Source organism: Ramlibacter sp. WS9 (genome assembly GCF_003797765.1).
Classification (GTDB): Bacteria; Pseudomonadota; Gammaproteobacteria; order Burkholderiales; family Burkholderiaceae_C; genus Ramlibacter.
Window position 1 is genome coordinate 1 of sequence record NZ_RKMB01000023.1, and the last position, 17816, is coordinate 17816.

Genomic DNA, 17816 nt, shown 5'->3' on the forward strand with positions numbered 1-17816 from the left:
GTTCTCTCCTGGCCGTTTGACCCTCCCCTCAAGGGGAGGGCCAAACGGCCAGGAGAGAACTCATGGGTAAGCTTGCTCTCGCTGCCAAGATCACGCACGTTCCTTCGATGTACCTGTCGGAATTCCCGGGGCCCAACCAGGGTTGCCGCGAGGCCGCGATCAACGGCCACAAGGAGATCGACCGGCGCTGCCGCGCACTCGGCGTGGACACCATCGTGGTGTTCGACGTGCACTGGCAGGTCAACAGCGAATACCACATCAACTGCGGCCCGAAGTTCGAAGGCGTCTACACCAGCAACGAGCTGCCGCACTTCATCAAGAACATGCCGTATGCCTACCCGGGCAATCCGCAGTTGGGCCACCTGATCGGCGACATGGCCAACGAGATGGGCGTGAAGAGCCGCGCGCATTCGGACACGACGCTGGGCCTGGAATACGGCACGCTGGTGCCGATGCGCTACATGAACGCCGACCAGCACTACAAGGTGATCAGCATCAGCGGCTGGTGCGACTGGCACGACCTGCAGGAGTCCGGCCGCTTCGGCCTGGCGGTGCGCAAGGCGATCGAGGAGAGGTACGACGGCACCGTCGCGGTGTTCGCCAGTGGTTCGCTGTCGCACCACTTCGCGGACAACGGCCGCGCACCCGAGTTCATGCACAAGGTCTACGACCCCTTCCTCGAACAGGTCGACCATCGTGTGGTGGAACTGTGGGAACAGGGCGACTGGAAGACGTTCATCGGCATGCTGCCGATGTATGCGGAGAAATGCTGGGGCGAAGGCGACATGCACGACACGGCCATGCTCCTAGGCCTGCTGGGCTGGGATCAGTACACGGCGCCGGCGGAAGTCATCACGCCCTACTTCGGCAGCTCGGGCACGGGGCAGATCAACGCGATCTTTCCCGTCACGCCTCTCGCCTGATCGATTGTGGAATCTGACCCCAATTTGGAGTTGCTCCCCGCATGCCACACGTCGTCATTCAATACACCGCCAACCTCGAAGCCCGGGTCGACATGCCGCAGCTGTGCCGCGAGGTGGCGGCCACGCTGATCGAGTTGCGGGATGAAGCGGGCGGGCCGCTGTTCCCGGTCGGCGGTACGCGCGTGCTGGCGTATCCGGCGCAGGCGTATGCGGTGGCTGATGCGAAAGGCGACTACGGCTTTTGCTACATCAACATCCGCATCGCGGCCGGACGCACCGACGCGAAGAAGAAGGCCGCGGGCGATGCGGTGCTGGCCAGGGTGCAGGCGCTTTTCGCCCCCGCTTTCGAGAGCGGCCACGTGGGCGTGACCATCCAGATCGACGAGAGCCCGGGCCAGGTGTACGACGCCAAGCACAGCAACCTGCATCCGCTTTTCAACAAGTAGCCGACGATGTTTTCCCAGGACCTCATCAACCAGCTTGCCGCGGAACTCCACGAGAGCGAGAAGTCGCGCGTGCAGGTCGAGCATTTCTCCAAGCGCTTCCCCGGCATGACCGTCGAAGACGGCTACGCGATCTCGCGTGCCTGGGTCGCGCGCAAGATCGCCGAGGGCCGCAAGCCCATGGGCCACAAGATCGGCCTGACCTCGCGCGCGATGCAGATCTCCAGCCAGATCGACGAGCCGGACTACGGGACGCTGCTGGACGACATGTTCTTCGAGCCCGGCGACATTCCCATCTCGCGCTTCATCGCACCGCGGGTCGAGGTTGAGTTGGCGTTCGTACTCAAGCACAAGCTGGAAGGCGACCACATCAGCGTCGATGACGTGCTGGAGGCCACCGATTACGTGACGCCGGCGATCGAGATCATCGACGCGCGCATCGAGCAGTTCTGCCGCCACACCAAGGCCGCGCGCAAGGTGCAGGACACGATCAGCGACAACGCCGCCAACGCCGGCATCGTGCTGGGCGGGCGCAAGGTGCACCCGCGCGAGCTGGACCTGCCCTGGTGCGGCGCCATCCTGCGCCAGAACGGCGCGGTGGAAGAGACCGGCCTGGCCGCCGGCGTACAAGGCCATCCCGCCATCGGCGTGGCGTGGCTGGCGATGAAACTCGCGCCCTGGGGCGAATGCCTGGAGGCCGGCGAAGTGGTGCTGGCCGGTTCGTTCACGCGTCCGGTCGGCGCAAAAAAGGGCGACGTGTTCGACGCCGATTACGGTTCGCTCGGCCGTTTCGAGTTCAGGTTTGCCTAAAGGCGCCTGGAAGCCATTTCGAGCGCAGAATTTCCCTTTGCCGTACAAAAGGTGCCCATGCAAACGCCCATCAATCCCTTCAAGCAAGCCCTGCGCGACAAGCGCGTCCAGATCGGCCTGTGGGTCGGCCTGGCCGATCACTACACCACCGAGATTTGCGCCGGCGCCGGTTTCGACTGGCTGCTGCTCGACGGCGAGCACTCGCCCAACGACATCCGCAGCCTGCTGCAGCAGGCGCAGGTGATCGCGGCCTACCCCGCGTCGCACGCGATCGCGCGCGTGCCGGTCGGCCACGGCAACGTCGGCACCGCGCTGATCAAGCAATACCTGGATCTTGGCATCCAGACCTTGCTGGTGCCGATGGTCGACACCGCACAGCAGGCGGCCGACCTGGTTCGCGCATCGCGTTATCCGCCGCTGGGCATCCGTGGCATGGGCGGCGCGCGGGCCTCGCGCTGGGGCCGCATCCCGAACTACGGCAAGGACGCGAATGACCAGATCTGCCTGCTGGTTCAGGTGGAGACGCGTGAAGCGCTGGACAACCTCGACGCCATCGCGGCCACCGAAGGCGTGGACGGCGTCTTCATCGGCCCGGCGGACTTGTCGGCGGCGTTGGGCCACGTGGGTAACCCCATGCACCCCGAAGTGCAAGCGGCGATCGAAGATGCGATCAAGCGCATCGTGAAGGCCGGCAAGGCCGCCGGCATCCTCACGCCCAACGAAACGCTGGCACGCAAGTACCTCGACCTCGGCGCGACCTTCGTCGCCGTCGGCCTGGACAGCAACCTGCTGATGATGGCCACGTCGGCCCTGGCCGCGAAGTTCAAGACCGACCACGCCGCCGTACCGGCCAGCAAGACCTACTGACTCGGAGCGATACACCATGAACGCCGTCCTCAAACCCGCCGCCGCCGGCATGCATCCGGACGAATGGCAGGCGCGCCTGCAGCTCGCGGCCTGCTACCGCATCTTCGACATGCTCGGCTGGACGGAGATGATCTACAACCACATCACCATCCGCCTGCCGGAAAGTGTGAGTGGAGGTGAAAAGCAGTTCCTCATCAATCCCTTCGGTCTGCACTACAGCGAGGTGACGGCGAGCAACCTGTTGAAGATCGACGTCAAGGGCAACAAGCTGGACGAGAACCCCTGGCCGGTGAACCCGGCTGGGTTCACGGTGCACGCGGCCATCCACGAAGGCTTGCCCGAAGCCCACTGCGTGATGCACACCCACACCACGGCGGGTGTGGCCGTGGCGTGTACGCAAGGTGGGCTCGCGCAGAACAATTTCTACTCCGCGCAGTTGCATGATCTGGTGGCGTATCACGACTTCGAGGGCATCACCATCCACGCCGACGAGGCGCCCCGGCTGCTCAAGAACATCGGCAACAAGCCGGCGGTGATCCTGCGCAACCACGGCCTGCTGACCTGGGGCAAGACCTTGCCGCTGGCCTTCGTGCGGCTGTGGACGCTGCAGCGCGCCTGCGAGATCCAGATGGCGCAAGCCACGATGGGGCCGGCCATCGCCGTGTCACCCACTGTGGCGCAAAAGACGACGTATGACTCGTTCCAGTTCGACGCCCAGTTCGGCGCAGGCCAGGACGTGTTCGACGCGCTGACGCGCCGCATCGACCGCATCGACACGAGCTACAAGTCATGAAGGCTTGCATCTACGGCGCCGGGGCCATCGGCGGATGGATCGGTGTGAAGCTGGCGCGCGCGGGCTGCGACGTCAGCGTGGTGGCGCGCGGGGCGACGCTGGAAGCGCTGCGGTCGAATGGGTTGCGATTGCAGCAAGGCGATGAGACGCTGTCCACGCCGGTGAAGGCCGATGCTTCGCCGGCGGAACTCGGCGTGCAGGATCTGGTGGTGGTCGCCGTCAAGGAGCCGTCCATGGCTGACGTGGCGCAGGCCATCGGCCCGCTGCTCGGGCCGCAAACCGTGGTGTTGACCGCGATGAACGGCGTGCCGTGGTGGTTCTTCGAAGGCTTCGGCGGACGCTTCGCGGGCACACGCCTGAAGGCGGTGGACCCTGAAGGCAATATCGCCAGGGCTGTGCCGGCTCATCACATCATCGGCTGCGTCGTGCATGCGAGCTGCTCGCTGAACGGTCCCGGGTTCGTGCAGCACCACTTCGGCAACAAGCTGATCATCGGCGAGCCGTCGGGCGAGAAAACGCCGCGTGTGCGCGAACTGGCGGCGCTGCTGGAGAAAGCCGGCTTCGAGACCGTGCTGTCGGAGCAGATCCAGAAAGACGCCTGGTACAAGCTCTGGGGCAATATGACCATGAACCCGGTGAGTGCCATCACGGGCGCCACCACGGACAAGGTGCTGGACGACGACCTGGTGCGCGGCTTCATCCACGAGGTGATGTTGGAGGCCAAGGAGATCGGCGCGCGCATCGGCATCCCTATCGACCAGACGCCGGAAGACCGGCACGTGGTCACGCGCAAACTCGGCGCCTTCAAGACCTCGATGTTGCAAGACGTGGAGGCCGGCAAGGCGGTGGAGCTGGATGCGCTGGTGACGGTGGTGAAGGAACTCGGCGAGTTGACGCAGGTACCGACGCCCTTCACCGATGCGCTGCTGGGCCTTGCGCGCTTGCATGCACGTGGGCGCGGGCTGTATCGATGACCACCCGCATCTCCGACCTGCACATCGCGCGCGAAGATGCGCTTCCCACACCGCTCGCGCTGCAGCAGGAACTCCCTTGCAGCGACGCGGAGTCCGAACACATCGCGAAGTCGCGCGACACGGTCCGTCGCATCCTGCGCGGCGAAGACCCGCGCCTGCTGGTGATCGTCGGGCCCTGCTCCATCCACGACCCCACATCGGCCATCGAATACGCAGAACGCCTGCGCGAAGCGATGGACCGCACGGCGGACGCGCTCTTTCCCGTGATGCGCGTGTACTTTGAGAAGCCGCGCACCCGCATGGGTTGGAAAGGCCTGATCTACGACCCGGGCCTGGACGGCGTGGGCGACATCGGCGAGGGCCTGCGCGCGGCACGCCGCATCCTGCTGGAATGCGCGCGCCTGGGCGTACCGGCTGCATCCGAAATCCTGGACCTCGTCACGCCGCAGTACTACGCGGAGCTCTTGAGCTGGGGCGCCATCGGTGCGCGCACGGTCGAGAGTCCGCTCCATCGGCAGATGGCGTCTGCGCTGTCTGCGCCATTGGGTTTCAAGAACGCAACCAACGGCAGCGTCGCGGTGGCCATCGACGCCATCCACGTCGCGGCCCAGGCACACCGCTTCCCCAGCATTTCGCTGGAAGGCCGTGCCATCGTCGTCACCACCACCGGCAACCCGGACGCACACCTTGTGCTGCGCGGTGCTAACAGCGGGCCGAACTACGAAGCGGCGAACGTGGCCAAGGCCGCGCAAGCATTGACCGATGCGGGCCTGCCGGCGCGCCTGCTGATCGATTGCAGCCACGGCAACAGCGCCAAGGACTACCGGCGCCAGCCCGAAGTCGCGGCTGACATTGCGCGGCAGGTCGCTGGCGGATCGCAGGCCATCGCGGGCATCCTGCTGGAGAGCCACCTCAACGAAGGCCGGCAAGACATCACCGACGGCCGCACCGGGCTGCGCTATGGGCAGAGCGTGACGGACGGCTGCATCGGCTGGGACAGCACCGTGGCCGTTCTCGACGGCTTGGCCGAGGCCGTGCGAGCATCCCGCGCGCCTTGATTCTTGCGCCAAACGGATCCAAAATGGCTCCAAGATCCGTTTTGGAGCCAAAATGACAACTCTGTCGATCAAAGATGTGCCCGAAGACTGGGCCGAAGCACTTCGGCAGCGTGCCGCCCGCAATCACCGTTCGCTCCAGGGCGAGCTGATGGCCATCATCGAGCGCGCGGCCTTGGCTTCCGACGCTGCAGCACCGCAGCCGCAAGCCGGCGGCCAGCCCGCTCGCCGCGCGGAGGGGCGGCGCGGCTGGAAGACCATTGAACAAATCTACGCGGAGCACCTGGAGCGCTTCCCCGAGCCCTTCACCGAGGGACCGATGTCGGTGGACATCATCCGGGAAGACCGGGACAGCCGGTGAAGGCGGGAGCGCGCACGCTGCACGTGGCCGAGCCGCCGGCCGCGTACTTGCCCCGGCCGCCCATCGTGGTGGACTGCAGCGCGATCTGCGGCATCCTGTTCGACGAGCCGTGGCGCGCACAGGCCATGGAGCGCCTTTCCGGGAAAACCTTGTACGCCCCGTACCTGCTGCACCACGAGGTGGTCAGCGTCACCCTCAAGAAGCAACGCCAGAACTGGCCGCGCGAATCCATCGCCAGCGCGCTCGACGACTACATCCAGTACCAGATCGAACTGCGCGACACCGATGCGCCGGCCCAGTTTGCGTTGGCGCTGCGCTACAAGCTCTCGGCCTACGACGCCGCATACCTCTGGCTGGCCGCCGAACTCAGGGCTCCCCTGGCCACCTTCGACGAGACGCTTGCCGTTGCGGCCAAGACGCACCTGGCCAGTCTTCCTTGATCCGCCGCCGATGACGACCTCCCGTGCGATCAGCGGCACCGCCTTCGCCACCCTGCTGCTGATCGCCCTGATGATGGGCGCCAACCACGTGGCCGCGCGCATCGCCTTCAACAACGGCGTTGACGTCGCCACGGCCGTTGTCTTCCGTAGTGGCGTGACGGCGCTGGTCGTTGTGGCCCTGCTGGTTCTGCAAGGCGTGCGCTTCACTTTCTCGACACGCCACAAGCGGATGCTGCCGGCGATCGGCCTGCTGATCGGTATCCAGAGTTTGTGCCTGTATTCGGCCGTGGCGCGGTTGCCCGTGGCACTGGCGTTGCTCGCCTTCAACACGTACCCGATCTGGACGGCGTTGTGGGCCCGCGTGATCTATGGGCAGCGGCCCGAGCGCGCCATGCTGATCGCCATGCCGGTGATCCTCGCCGGCCTCGCGTTGGCGCTGGATGTGTTCGGCGCGGCATCGGGGCTGGGCGCCGCGGGCCAGTGGGCACGCATCGGCGCGGGCGTGGCGTTCGCACTCGCCGCCGCGGGAACATTCGGTTTGGCGCTGGTGGTGACGCAGCACGAAGCCGGCGATATCGATGGGCGTGTGCGCACCGCGACCACGATGGCCATCGCGGGGGTGGTGGCGCTTGCCACCGTCGGACTGCAAGGCGGCTTCCATTTGCCCACCGCCATGGCGGGCTGGTGGGGCCTGGCTGCGCTCACATTCCTGTACGGCACGGCCTTCACCATCATGTTCACCGTGTTGCCCAAGCTCGGCGTGGTCGGCAACTCGGCGATCATGAATGTCGAGCCGGTGTTCGCGCTGGTGCTGGCCTGGTTGATCCTCGGCCAGGCCATCGCGCCGATTCAAGTCATTGGGGCTCTAATCGTTGTCGGTGCCGTGATGGTGCTCGGGATGCGCCGGCGCTGACCAGCCGCCGCGAGTTCAGCGCATGCTGGCGTTGATCGCCCTGATCGCCTGCGGCAGCGATTGCGCCTGCGGGATGAAGTGGTCGATCAGCGCGCCCAACGCCACGGCGCAGAACAGTGCGCCGAGCAACGGCTTCCAGGTGAGGCGCAGCACCGCTGACATCCAGCCTTCGCGAACGACCCGCACCGCTGTGCGTGCCGACACATAGCCGAACGCGATCTCGACAGCCACCGCGAGCAGCGCCTCGGCGCCGAAGTACAGCATCAGCAGCGAGCCGGCCCCGAACAGCACGGCCAGGCCGATCAGGAACACAACCACCACCGGGATGACGACGACGGCGCCTTCGTCGGAGCCGCTGACCGCGTCCAGGGCGCCGGAAGCGACGTCACCGCCCAGGTCCGCCGCGACGGGGAAATCGCCGGACGCGCCGCCGCCACCGAAGTCGCCACCGCCGCCGGCGGAAATGTCGGGGAGCGAACCATGCGGGACGTCCACCGAACCGACGATGTCGGGAAGCGGGATGTCGCCGCCAAGATCGAGCGAAGCTTCCCGGCGCACCAAAGCCGCGGCCCAGAACCGGAGCACCAGCAGGTACGCAAGGTAACCGACGCCGAGCGTCACGGCATAGCGCAGCGCAAGCGAATCGGAGCCCAGCACAAACTGCATATGGGCCGCAGCCCACATGGCCAGCAGCACCGTGAGCCCGATGCACCAGCCGTGCAGCCAGAGCCAGTGGCGCTTGCGCAGGTCACGCTGGAGGCTGCTCTCCCAAAGCCGGACCGACCGCCAGTTCGACAGGCTCTTGGGCGGCTTCATTCCACGGCGACCGGCACCCGCTGCGCCAGCGCGCACATCAACTCATAGCCGACGGTACCGCCGGCGCGGGCGGGCTCGTCGATCGGCAGCACCGTACCGTTCGATGCGCGGCCCCACAGCGTGACTTCGGTCCCCAAGGCCGCGTGCGGGACGGGCGACAAGTCGACCGTGATCATGTCCATGCTGACGCGCCCGACGATCCGCGTGCGCACGCCGTCCACCAGAACCGGCGTCCCGGTGTTGCAGTGGCGCGGGTAGCCGTCGGCATAGCCGCAGGCGACCACGCCGATACGAAGCGGCCCGTCGGCGGTGAAATTGGAGCCGTAGCCCACCGTGTCGTCGGCAGCCAGGTGCTGAACGCCAATGATGCGGCTGGCGAGCGTCATTGCCGGCAGAAGATTCCAATGCGCGGCGTCATGGTCGGGGAAATCGGGCGCGCTGCCGTAGACGGCGATGCCGGGCCGGACCCAATCGGCGCGCACCATGGGCTCGGCGCCGAAGCGCAGGCTGGCGGCGCTGTTGGACAGCGTGCGCTCACCGGGCAGGTCACGCGTGATGTCCTCGAACACCTTGACCTGCTGCGCGATGCCGCGCGGGCCGTCGGCATCGCTGAAATGGGTCATCAGTGAAATCTCATCTACCTGCGGCAACGCATCCAGCCGCGTCCAGGCCCCGCGAAACCGCTGCGGCGCGAAACCAAGGCGGTTCATGCCCGAATTCATCTTGAGGAAAACGCGGTGCGGCTGGTGCGTCTTGTGGGTGGCCAGCATGTCGATCTGTTCGTCGCAGTGCACGGTGTGCCAGAGGTTCAGCCGCGAGCACAGCTCCAGGTCGCGCGCCTCGAACACGCCTTCCAGCAGCAGGATCGGCCCGCGCCAGCCCAGTGCGCGCACGCGCTCAGCCTCCTGCAGGTCCAGCAGCGCGAAGCCGTCGGCGCCGCGCATCCCCTCCCATACCCGCTCGATGCCGTGGCCATAGGCGTTGGCCTTGACCACGCCCCAGACCTTCGCGTCGGGCGCGGCGAGCCGGATGCGCGCGAGGTTGTGGCGCAGGGATTCAGTGTGGATGGTGGCCTGGATGGGACGGGGCATGCCAGATTCTGTCATTACCCCGCGTGATATAACCCCTTGTCGCTTGGAGACGGACTCAAAATCACCGCGCATCAGCCCCGCTGATGCGCCACAGAACAGCCAATGAAGCGCGGTTTCTACACCATCATGTCGGCGCAGTTCTTCTCGTCGCTGGCCGACAACGCTTTGTTCGTGGCCGCGGTGGAATTGCTCAAATCCGGCGGCGCCGCCGAGTGGCAGCGTGCCGCATTGGTGCCGATGTTCGCCCTGTTCTATGTGGTGCTGGCGCCCTTCGTCGGCGCGTTCGCGGACGCGATGCCGAAAGGCAAGGTGATGTTCGCGAGCAACTTCATCAAGGTGGTGGGCTGCCTGCTGATGCTGTTCGGGCTGCATCCCTTGCTCGCGTACGCCGTCGTCGGCCTGGGCGCCGCCGCCTATTCCCCGGCCAAGTACGGCATCCTCACCGAGCTGCTGCCCTCGTCGCAACTGGTCAAGGCCAATGGCTGGATCGAAGGCCTGACGATCGCTTCCATCATCCTGGGCATCCTGCTGGGCGGCCAGCTGGTGGGCCACGCCATCGCCAGCCGCATGCTCGCAATGGACTTCCCGGTATTCGATACGGGCATCGACACGGCACCCGAGGCCGCGATCTTCGTCCTCATCTTCATTTACATGCTGGCGGCCTGGTTCAACACCCGCATCCCCCACACCGGCGTGGAAATGCGGCCGATGCCCAAGAACGCGCTGGAGCTGGTGCCCGATTTCTGGACCTGCAATTCCCGCCTGTGGCGCGACAAGCTGGGCCAAATCTCGCTGGCCACCACCACGCTGATCTGGGGCGTGAGCGGCAACCTGCGCTACATCATCCTGGCCTGGAGCGCGGCGGCACTTTCTTACAGCACGACGCAGGCATCGGCGCTGTCGGGTGTCGTGGCCATGGGCACGGCCATCGGCGCCGTGGTGGCGTCCGTGCGCATGCGGCTGGACATGGCCACGAGCGTGATCCCGGTGGGCATCGCGATGGGCCTGTTCGTGATCCTGATGAATTTCATCGGCAACGTCTGGGTGGCTGCGCCTTTCCTGATCCTGCTGGGCGCGATCGCCGGCTTCATGGTCGTGCCGATGAATGCGCTGCTGCAGCACCGCGGCCACAACCTCATGGGCGCGGGCCGGTCGATCGCGGTGCAGAACTTCAACGAGCAGGCCTGCATCCTGGGCCTGGGCGCGCTCTACAGCCTGTCGGCCGGCATGGGGATGTCCGCCTTCGCCGCCATCACGGGCTTCGGCGTGATCGTTGCTGGCGTGATGTGGGTGATCTATCGCTGGCACCAAAACAACTGCGTGAAGTACCGCGAGGAAGTCGAACACCTGCTGCAGATCGCCCGCCACGACAACACGCATGGTTAGCGCGCCGGGCCCTGTGGGGCCCGCCCGCTTTCCGGCGCTGCTGCCTGCGCTGGCGCTGATGCTCAACGCCTTCGTGTGGGGCGTGTCCTGGTGGCCGTTCCGCCAATTGCAGAATTGGGGCCTGCATCCCCTGTGGGCCACGGCGCTGGTGTACCTCGTGTCGATGGCGTTGCTGTTCGCGTGGCAGCCGGGCGCCTGGCGCGGTTTTCGCGGGCGGCCCCTGCTGTGGCTGCTGATGGCTGCGGCCGGCCTCACCAACGTCGGCTTCAATTGGGCCGTGACCGTCGGCGACGTGGTTCGGGTGGTGCTGCTGTTCTACCTGATGCCCGCGTGGACGCTTCTGCTGGCCTGGCCCATCCTCGGCGAGAAGCCGACGCCGATGGGGCTGGTGCGCCTGCTGCTGGCGCTGGCCGGTGTGGTGATCGTCTTGAAGACCGACGGCGCGGCCTGGCCGGTGCCCGAGAGCCTGGCCGATTGGCTCTCGCTGGCGGGCGGCTTCAGTTTCGCCCTGACGAACATCCTGCTGCGCAAGCTCCACGCCGCGCCACCGACGGCGCGCATCCTCGCGATGTTCGGCGGTGGCGGCGCAACGGCGCTCGCCGCCGCGCTGATCGGCATGGCGCTCGGCGTCGTTCCGCCGGTGCCTGCGCCGCAGGCCGCCTGGGCCGGCGTGGGGCTGGCGCTCAGCCTGGGTTTCCTGGTGAGCAACATCGCGCTGCAGTACGGTGCTTCGCGCATCAATGCGCATGCCGGGGCGTTGATCATGCTGTCGGAGGTGGTGTTCGCCAGCCTGTCTTCGGTGGCGCTGGGCGCCTCGGAACTGACGGCCCGCACCCTGGCCGGCGGCGCGTTGATTCTGGCCGCCGCGGCCTGGTCGGCCTGGCCTGCGGGCGACAGCAAACCGGCCAACGCAGGCGCACAATCGGCCGCATGACGGCCATCTACGACTTCGAAGCGCGACAGATCGACGGCAAGATCGTGCCCCTGAAAAAATTCAAGGGCAAGGCGCTGCTCATCGTCAACACCGCCAGCGCCTGCGGCTTCACGCCCCAGTTCGGCGGCCTGGAAGAGCTGCACAAGACCTACGGCAAGCAGGGCCTGGTGGTGCTCGGTTTCCCGTGCAACCAGTTCGGTGCGCAGGACCCGGGCAGCAACGAAGAGATCGCCGAGTTCTGCCAGCTCAACTTCGGCGTGAGCTTTCCGATGATGGCGAAGATCGACGTCAACGGCACCGATGCCGACCCGCTGTTCCAATGGCTCACCAAGGAAGCGCCGGGCTTGCTCGGCAGCACCATCATCAAATGGAACTTCACCAAGTTCCTGATCGGCAAAGACGGGCAGGTCATCAAGCGCTACGCGCCGAACGATGAGCCGAAGAAGCTGGCGAAGGATATCGAGCAAGCTTTGGCTTGAGTCCAAATAACGGCCGCAGCCACGCGCTGCGCCGGACGATGCTGGTCGTGCCCCAGCAGCCCAGGACGGTCCCGGCCACCAACAGCGCCGGTTCGACCACCGGGCCCAGTGCCAGCGGCGCCAGCCACCAGATCAGCACAATGATCCAGGTCTGGTGCAGGATGTACCACGGGTAGACCGATTCGTTGGCCCATGCCAGCCAAGGCCAGGGCCGGTTCAGCTTCAGGTGTGCCCAGCCCAGGATCGCCAGGATGGCGGACCACATGTAGAGATCGCCCGCCAGCCGCACGGCGACGCGCGGCACGCCTGTGTACCGCAGTGCGAAGTACAGCACCAGAAGGCCCAGGGCGGTCGCGAGCATCCTGCGCGCCAAACGGCTCGCCTCGGCCCAGAAACCGTCGTCGATGCCGATCCAGTAGCCGTACAGGAACAGCGTGAAGTAGACGGCGTGCATCCACGCGTCATGGATCAGGTCGTGCGTGACCGGGAAGTGCGGCCACAGCGTGAGCGAATACAGCATCAGCGGAACGGCCGGCAACAGGACCAGCCGGACGCCGCGCAAGCCGGTGAAGGCGCGGCGCAGACGCAGCCCGGCCGCTGACTCCAGCAATGGCAACATCAGGATCAACAGCGTGGTGTAGAGCCACAGATAGGGCAGGTACCAGAGGTGATTCCAGGTGACACCAAAATCCCAGCCATCGAACGCGCCGCGCGGCCAGGGCCCACCGGTGAAGTAGCGCGCGAGGAAGTTGCCGAAGCCGGGCTCGACAAGGCCGTTGGCCACGGCCTGGGCATAAGGCTGGAACGGCACCACCACTGCCATCCCGAAAGCCAGCGGCAGCAGCAGGCGCAGGCTGCGCTGGCCCAGCAGGCCGGCGGCCGTCTGGCCGCGGCGCAGGAAGCCGATGGCCAGGCCCGAGATCACGAACACCAGGTCCATCCGCCACAGGTTCAGCGAGCGCATCGGGTCCTGCAGCCAGCCCGCGGCGTGCGGACTCTTCAGGTGGAAGTGCCAATCGGCCACGTAGTACATGGCCACGTGGTACAGGATGACCAGCCCGAAGGCCAGCGCGCGCAGGGCGTCGATGTCGTGTCGTCGGTTCATGAGAGGCTCCTATCGGTCGTGGCGGCGATTCTTGGGCCGGCCCCTGCGCGCCGGCGCGCCGCTGGGACCAACCGGCCAAGCTTTGTGACGAGCGGTGGCTTGCCGGGACGGAATTCCCGGCTCGGGCCCTAGACTGGCGGCCATGGCTTCGAGCGAAATCGACTGGCTGGCCCGTTACCAGCCCTACCGGCGGCGGGCGGAGATCGGGTTCTGGGTCGTCGTGCTCGCGGTGCAGGTCACCTTCAACACGGTGGTGACCTGGATCGACCTGGGGCGGGGGCCGGGCCGTGTCGCGCTCTGGGAGCCCTTCGTCTGGGAGCTGAGCAGCAATTTCGCGGTGGGGCTTCTGATCCCGCTGATCTTCGCTTTCGAGCGGCGCCGTCCGCTGCGCTGGGACACCCTGCCGGGCAGCCTGGGCTGGCACATCGCCGCGAGCATGGCTTTCTGTGCCGCGCATGTGGGCCTGATGCTGGCGATGCGCTATCCGGTTTACGCGTTGGCGGGCCTCGATTACCGCTTCGGCGACTGGCCGACCCGGCTGGTCTACGAATACCTGAAGGACGTGCGCAGCTACGCGCTGATCCTGGTGGCGGTGTTCAGCTACCGGCTGGTGCTGTTGCGGCTGCAAGGCGAGGCGCGGGTGCTGGATGCGGCCGAGCCGCCGGCCGGCGAGCCCACCTCTCCCCCCGCCCCGGCGCCGAGACCCGAACGCTTCCTGGTGCGCAAGCTGCGCCGCGAATTCCTCATCGCCGCCGCCGACATCGAATGGCTGCAGGCGCAAGGCAACTACGTCGGCCTGCACGTGAGCGGCCACGACTACCTGCTGCGCTCGACCCTCACGGAGTTCCTTGAGCAACTGGACCCGGCACGGTTCGCGCGCGTACACCGCAGCTACGCCGTGAACCTGGACCGCATTGCCGAGATCGAACCGCTGGACGGCGGCGATGCGCGCCTGAAGATGAAAGACGGCACGCAGGTGCCGTGCAGCAGGCGCTACCGGGACGTGCTGGGCCGGTGACGTTCAGGGATGCGAATAGCCGGCTTCGCGCTGGCTACGGATGATCAGCGTCCCAGGGCCGCAACATGCCTCACTTGGTGAACTTGCGGGCTTTGGGCCTTGCTCTTGCCTGACCAGCAGCGCGCGCTTCGAGATAACGGCGCACCTCCGGCCAAGCCAGCGTCTTGCCCAACGCTGTCAAGTTGGCAAGCCGCTGTTCGGCTTCGGCATGAAAACGGGAGCGGCGCTCAACCAACTCCGTCTTATCCGTGGTGGTGAACATCATCGACTCCTGGTTGCGCCAAAGCCAGTGTCGCGCGCTCGCGCTTCAAGCACTACTGCGCCCAACCCATTTCGCGGGCGCGGGCTTCATTCAGCCGAGCCAGATCGGCCAGCGTGCGGCCCGGTTCGTCGCGGAACTGCTCTTCCAGGCGCCGCACCGCGGTGACGCGGTCGACCCGGAAACTGCGGAAGTCGTTGCGCTGCTCGCACCACGCCGCCAGCGTCCAGACCTTGCCCCAGTAGAAGCAGCCCAAGGGTCGCAAAGTGCGCTCGCTCGGCTTGTCCGCCAGGTCTTTGTAATTGATGAAGACCTTGCGGCGCTCGTGCACCGCCTCGCGCAGCGTCTGCAGTGTGCGCTGGGTGGATTGCGGCAAGCCGCCGGACGGCGCGTAGACGGCCAGCGCCTCGGCGGCCACCCGCGCGTCGGCCGGCAGCACCGACAGGATCTTGCCCAGGGCGTCTTCCGCGCCCTGGGCCAGCGCCGGATCGAGCCAGACCTGGGCCATCCGCACGGATGCCACCAAGGCCTTGGCCTCGTCCTGCGTGAACATCATCGGGGGCAGGTCGAAGCCGGCACCCAGCCGGTAGCCCACACCGGCCTCGCCCTCGATCGGCACGCCCTGGAACTGCAGGTCGGCGACGTCGCGATAGATGGTGCGTTCGGACACTTCAAGCCGTTGGGCCATGTAGGCGGCAGTGGTCAGCCGCCGGCCGCGGATCAGCTGGATGATGTGGAAAAGACGGTCGGCGCGGCGCATGGAGGGACGTTACTGTGCCCCGAGGCTCCTGACAAGGTACTGTCAGGAGCCCATCAGCGCGGCGTCAAGTATTTCCACCCAATGTCGCACCGGCGTCGCGGTGCCGCTCTGCAAATGGGCGATGCAGCCGATGTTGGCGGAAATGATCGATGCCGGCTGCAGTTCGGCCAGATGGCCGAGCTTGCGGTCACGCAATTCGTGCGCGATCTCCGGCTGCAGCACCGAGTAGGTTCCGGCCGAGCCGCAGCACAGGTGCGATTCGTTCATCGCCACGCGGACCGTGAAGCCCAGCTCGCTCAGGTGCTTCTCCACGCCGCCGCGCAATTGCTGGCCGTGCTGCAAGGTGCAGGGTGGATGGAAGGCCAGCAACCCGTCGACGGGCCGGACCTTGCCGCGCAACGCGGCGACGATGTCGGGCAGCAATTCGCTCAGGTCGCGCGTGAGCTCGCTGATGCGTTTCGCCTTGGCGGCATAGGCAGCGTCGTGCTGCAGGATGTGCCCGTACTCGCGCACCGTCACGCCGCAGCCCGAGGCGTTCATCACGATCGCTTCCACCGAACCGTTTTCCACCTGCGGCCACCACGCGTCGATGTTGGCGCGCATCTGCGCCTTGCCGCCTTCCTGGTCATTGAGGTGGAATTTCACGGCGCCGCAGCAGCCCGCCTTGCGCGCAACAAGGGTCTGGATTCCGGTCGCGTCGAGCACGCGCGCGGTCGCGCTGTTGATGTTGGCCATCATCGACGGCTGCACGCAGCCGGCCAGCATCAGCACCTTGCGCGCGTGTTCGCGTGTCGGCCACGCACCGGCACTCTGCTTCTCGGGGACTTTGGCTTTGAGCGTTGCCGGCAAGACGCCACGCACCGCCTGGCCCAGCTTCATCGCCGGGCCGAACAGCGGCGAGGTCAAGCCTTCTTTCAGCGCCCAACGGAGCGCGCTCGAGCCGGTGCCGCGCGGCACTTTTTCTTCGACGATGCGCCGCCCGATGTCGACCAGGTGACCGTACTCGACGCCGCTCGGGCAGGTGCTCTCGCAATTGCGGCAGGTCAGGCACCGGTCCAGATGGAGTTGCGTCTTGCGCGTCGGCGCTTCGCCTTCGAGCATCTGCTTGATGAGGTAGATGCGGCCGCGCGGACCGTCGAGCTCGTCGCCCAGCACTTGGTAGGTGGGACAGGTCGCGGTGCAAAAGCCGCAGTGCACGCACTTGCGCAGGATGGCCTCGGCCTCGCGGCCCTCGGCCGTGTCCTTGAATTCGGAGGAGAGGGAGGTTTGCATGAGCGAGGGCTAGAAGTCCGCGTACATGCGGCCGCGGTTGAAGATACCGGCGGGATCGAATTCGCGCTTCACGTCGCGGTGGATGCGGTCCAACGGCGGCGTAAGCGGCGCGAAGCGTCCAACGGGCGCTTCGGCCCTGCCCTTGCCCAACGAGAACAGGCTGGCGTGGCCGCCCGTGCGTACCGCCACATCGCGCAATCGCGCCGCGTCACCCGGTTCGGCGCGCACCCAGCGCAGGCCCCCGTGCCACTCGACCAACGGCGCCTCGGGCAAGTCGAGGGCCGGTGCGGTCTGCGGCACGGACAGACGCCACAGGTCGCGTTCGCCGCGCTCGAGGAACCAGGGCAGGCGGTGGTCCCGGCACAGCGGCCAGTCTGGCGCGACGGTGGCGTTGTCCTGCCGCTCGCCACCCATCGTGCGGCACGCCGCCTCGACCGCTGCGACGGCACCACGCAGGCGCAGGTAGAGCGTGGACACGCCGTCCACCTCCACCCAGCAGCTCGCGTTGAGCGGCAAGGGCTGTCCGCCCCAGGTGTTGAGGCGCTGTAGGGCCTCGTCTTGCTTCATCTCGAATTTCAGCGTGGCCTCGGCCGGTGCGATCGGCAAAACCTTCAGGCTCACTTCAGCGATGAGGCCCAGCGTGCCGAGCGCGCCCACCATCAGCCGCGAGACGTCGTAACCGGCGACGTTCTTCATCACCTGCCCGCCGAACGTGAGCAACTCGCCCTTGCCGTTGATCATCGTGAGGCCCAGCACGTAGTCACGCACGGCGCCGACGCTGGCACGCGCCGGGCCGCTCAGGCCGGCCGCCACCATGCCACCGACGGTAGCGCCCCCGCCGAAGTGCGGCGGCTCGAACGGCAGGCACTGTCCGCGCTCGGCCAACACCGCTTCCAGCTCGGCCAGCGGTGTGCCGGCGCGCACCGTGACGACGAGCTCGCTCGGCTCATAGCTCGTGATGCCGGACAGCGGCGCAGTCTCCAGCAGTTCGCCTTCCAGCCGCTCGCCATAGAAGTCCTTGCTGCCGCCGCCGCGGATGCGCAGCGGCGTGCCGCCGGCTGCGGCGGCGCGGATGCGAGCGGTCAAGGCGTCGAGGATGGCGTCCATGCGCTCATGG

21 protein-coding genes are annotated in these 17816 nt (G+C 66.8%); 14 read left to right on the forward strand and 7 right to left on the reverse strand.

What is annotated here, in order from left to right; genetic code table 11:
- The first annotated feature begins 62 nt into the window (after window positions 1-62).
- The 10 genes from hpaD to EEB15_RS25435 are packed head-to-tail and all read left to right on the forward strand — an operon-like array spanning window position 63 to window position 7579.
- Entirely contained in the window at window positions 63-923 is an 861-nt protein-coding gene (gene hpaD / locus EEB15_RS25390; protein ID WP_141512754.1) for a 3,4-dihydroxyphenylacetate 2,3-dioxygenase, read from the forward strand.
- 41 nt (window positions 924-964) lie between these two features.
- On the forward strand, window positions 965-1369 hold the full coding sequence (locus EEB15_RS25395; protein WP_141512755.1) for a 5-carboxymethyl-2-hydroxymuconate Delta-isomerase: 405 nt from the start codon (window positions 965-967) through the stop codon (window positions 1367-1369).
- A gap of 6 nt (window positions 1370-1375) precedes the next feature.
- The gene (gene hpaH / locus EEB15_RS25400) at window positions 1376-2176 is read left to right on the forward strand and encodes a 2-oxo-hept-4-ene-1,7-dioate hydratase (protein WP_141512756.1); all 801 of its coding nucleotides are present in this window, start codon (window positions 1376-1378) and stop codon (window positions 2174-2176) included.
- Between the two features lie 57 nt (window positions 2177-2233).
- On the forward strand, window positions 2234-3043 hold the full coding sequence (hpaI, locus tag EEB15_RS25405) for a 4-hydroxy-2-oxoheptanedioate aldolase (RefSeq protein ID WP_141512757.1): 810 nt from the start codon (window positions 2234-2236) through the stop codon (window positions 3041-3043).
- 16 nt (window positions 3044-3059) lie between these two features.
- A complete protein-coding gene (locus tag EEB15_RS25410) occupies window positions 3060-3836 on the forward strand; it encodes a class II aldolase/adducin family protein (RefSeq protein ID WP_141512758.1) in 777 nt (258 codons plus the stop codon).
- Window positions 3833-4810 (forward strand): 2-dehydropantoate 2-reductase, encoded by a 978-nt coding sequence (locus EEB15_RS25415; protein WP_141512759.1) that lies wholly within the window; start codon window positions 3833-3835, stop codon window positions 4808-4810. The genes EEB15_RS25410 and EEB15_RS25415 overlap by 4 nt, the downstream gene beginning before the upstream one ends.
- Entirely contained in the window at window positions 4807-5868 is a 1062-nt protein-coding gene (locus EEB15_RS25420; protein ID WP_141512760.1) for a 3-deoxy-7-phosphoheptulonate synthase, read from the forward strand. Before EEB15_RS25415 ends, EEB15_RS25420 begins: the two co-directional genes overlap by 4 nt.
- A 52-nt stretch (window positions 5869-5920) precedes the next feature.
- Complete coding sequence (locus EEB15_RS34020; protein ID WP_199236634.1) at window positions 5921-6226, forward strand: Arc family DNA-binding protein; 306 nt, start codon at window positions 5921-5923, stop codon at window positions 6224-6226.
- Entirely contained in the window at window positions 6223-6666 is a 444-nt protein-coding gene (locus EEB15_RS25430) for a type II toxin-antitoxin system VapC family toxin (protein WP_141512761.1), read from the forward strand. The genes EEB15_RS34020 and EEB15_RS25430 overlap by 4 nt, the downstream gene beginning before the upstream one ends.
- A 10-nt stretch (window positions 6667-6676) precedes the next feature.
- Entirely contained in the window at window positions 6677-7579 is a 903-nt protein-coding gene (locus tag EEB15_RS25435; RefSeq protein ID WP_141512762.1) for a DMT family transporter, read from the forward strand.
- Window positions 7580-7594: 15 nt separating this feature from the next.
- Here EEB15_RS25435 and EEB15_RS25440 read toward each other — a convergent pair whose 3' ends face one another.
- Window positions 7595-8395: a hypothetical protein gene (locus tag EEB15_RS25440; protein ID WP_141512763.1), complete on the reverse strand. Its 801-nt coding sequence runs from the start codon at window positions 8393-8395 to the stop codon at window positions 7595-7597.
- Window positions 8392-9486: an alanine racemase gene (alr, locus tag EEB15_RS25445; protein WP_141512764.1), complete on the reverse strand. Its 1095-nt coding sequence runs from the start codon at window positions 9484-9486 to the stop codon at window positions 8392-8394. The genes EEB15_RS25440 and alr overlap by 4 nt, the downstream gene beginning before the upstream one ends.
- Before the next feature lie 102 nt (window positions 9487-9588).
- Here alr and lplT point away from each other — a divergent pair, with 102 nt between their 5' ends.
- The 3 genes from lplT to EEB15_RS25460 are packed head-to-tail and all read left to right on the forward strand — an operon-like array spanning window position 9589 to window position 12285.
- On the forward strand, window positions 9589-10872 hold the full coding sequence (gene lplT / locus EEB15_RS25450) for a lysophospholipid transporter LplT (protein ID WP_141512765.1): 1284 nt from the start codon (window positions 9589-9591) through the stop codon (window positions 10870-10872).
- Window positions 10865-11806 (forward strand): DMT family transporter, encoded by a 942-nt coding sequence (locus EEB15_RS25455; RefSeq protein ID WP_199236635.1) that lies wholly within the window; start codon window positions 10865-10867, stop codon window positions 11804-11806. Before lplT ends, EEB15_RS25455 begins: the two co-directional genes overlap by 8 nt.
- The gene (locus EEB15_RS25460; RefSeq protein ID WP_141512766.1) at window positions 11803-12285 is read left to right on the forward strand and encodes a glutathione peroxidase; all 483 of its coding nucleotides are present in this window, start codon (window positions 11803-11805) and stop codon (window positions 12283-12285) included. The genes EEB15_RS25455 and EEB15_RS25460 overlap by 4 nt, the downstream gene beginning before the upstream one ends.
- On the opposite strand, the gene EEB15_RS25465 is transcribed toward EEB15_RS25460, so the two are convergent.
- Complete coding sequence (locus EEB15_RS25465; RefSeq protein WP_141512767.1) at window positions 12218-13390, reverse strand: acyltransferase family protein; 1173 nt, start codon at window positions 13388-13390, stop codon at window positions 12218-12220. The genes EEB15_RS25460 and EEB15_RS25465 overlap by 68 nt on opposite strands.
- Before the next feature lie 142 nt (window positions 13391-13532).
- Between EEB15_RS25465 and EEB15_RS25470 the strand changes: the two genes are divergently transcribed.
- Complete coding sequence (locus EEB15_RS25470; protein ID WP_141512768.1) at window positions 13533-14408, forward strand: LytTR family DNA-binding domain-containing protein; 876 nt, start codon at window positions 13533-13535, stop codon at window positions 14406-14408.
- A gap of 70 nt (window positions 14409-14478) precedes the next feature.
- On the opposite strand, the gene EEB15_RS25475 is transcribed toward EEB15_RS25470, so the two are convergent.
- The 4 genes from EEB15_RS25475 to glcE are packed head-to-tail and all read right to left on the reverse strand — an operon-like array spanning window position 14479 to window position 17806.
- Window positions 14479-14673, reverse strand: a complete 195-nt coding sequence (locus EEB15_RS25475) for a hypothetical protein (protein WP_199236636.1) — start codon at window positions 14671-14673, stop codon at window positions 14479-14481.
- Window positions 14674-14722: 49 nt separating this feature from the next.
- Window positions 14723-15427, reverse strand: coding sequence for a YafY family protein (locus EEB15_RS25480; protein ID WP_141512770.1), 705 nt, complete (start codon window positions 15425-15427; stop codon window positions 14723-14725).
- 42 nt (window positions 15428-15469) lie between these two features.
- Window positions 15470-16699, reverse strand: a complete 1230-nt coding sequence (glcF, locus tag EEB15_RS25485) for a glycolate oxidase subunit GlcF (protein WP_141512771.1) — start codon at window positions 16697-16699, stop codon at window positions 15470-15472.
- 9 nt (window positions 16700-16708) lie between these two features.
- The gene (gene glcE, locus EEB15_RS25490; RefSeq protein WP_141512772.1) at window positions 16709-17806 is read right to left on the reverse strand and encodes a glycolate oxidase subunit GlcE; all 1098 of its coding nucleotides are present in this window, start codon (window positions 17804-17806) and stop codon (window positions 16709-16711) included.
- Window positions 17807-17816: the final 10 nt, after the last annotated feature.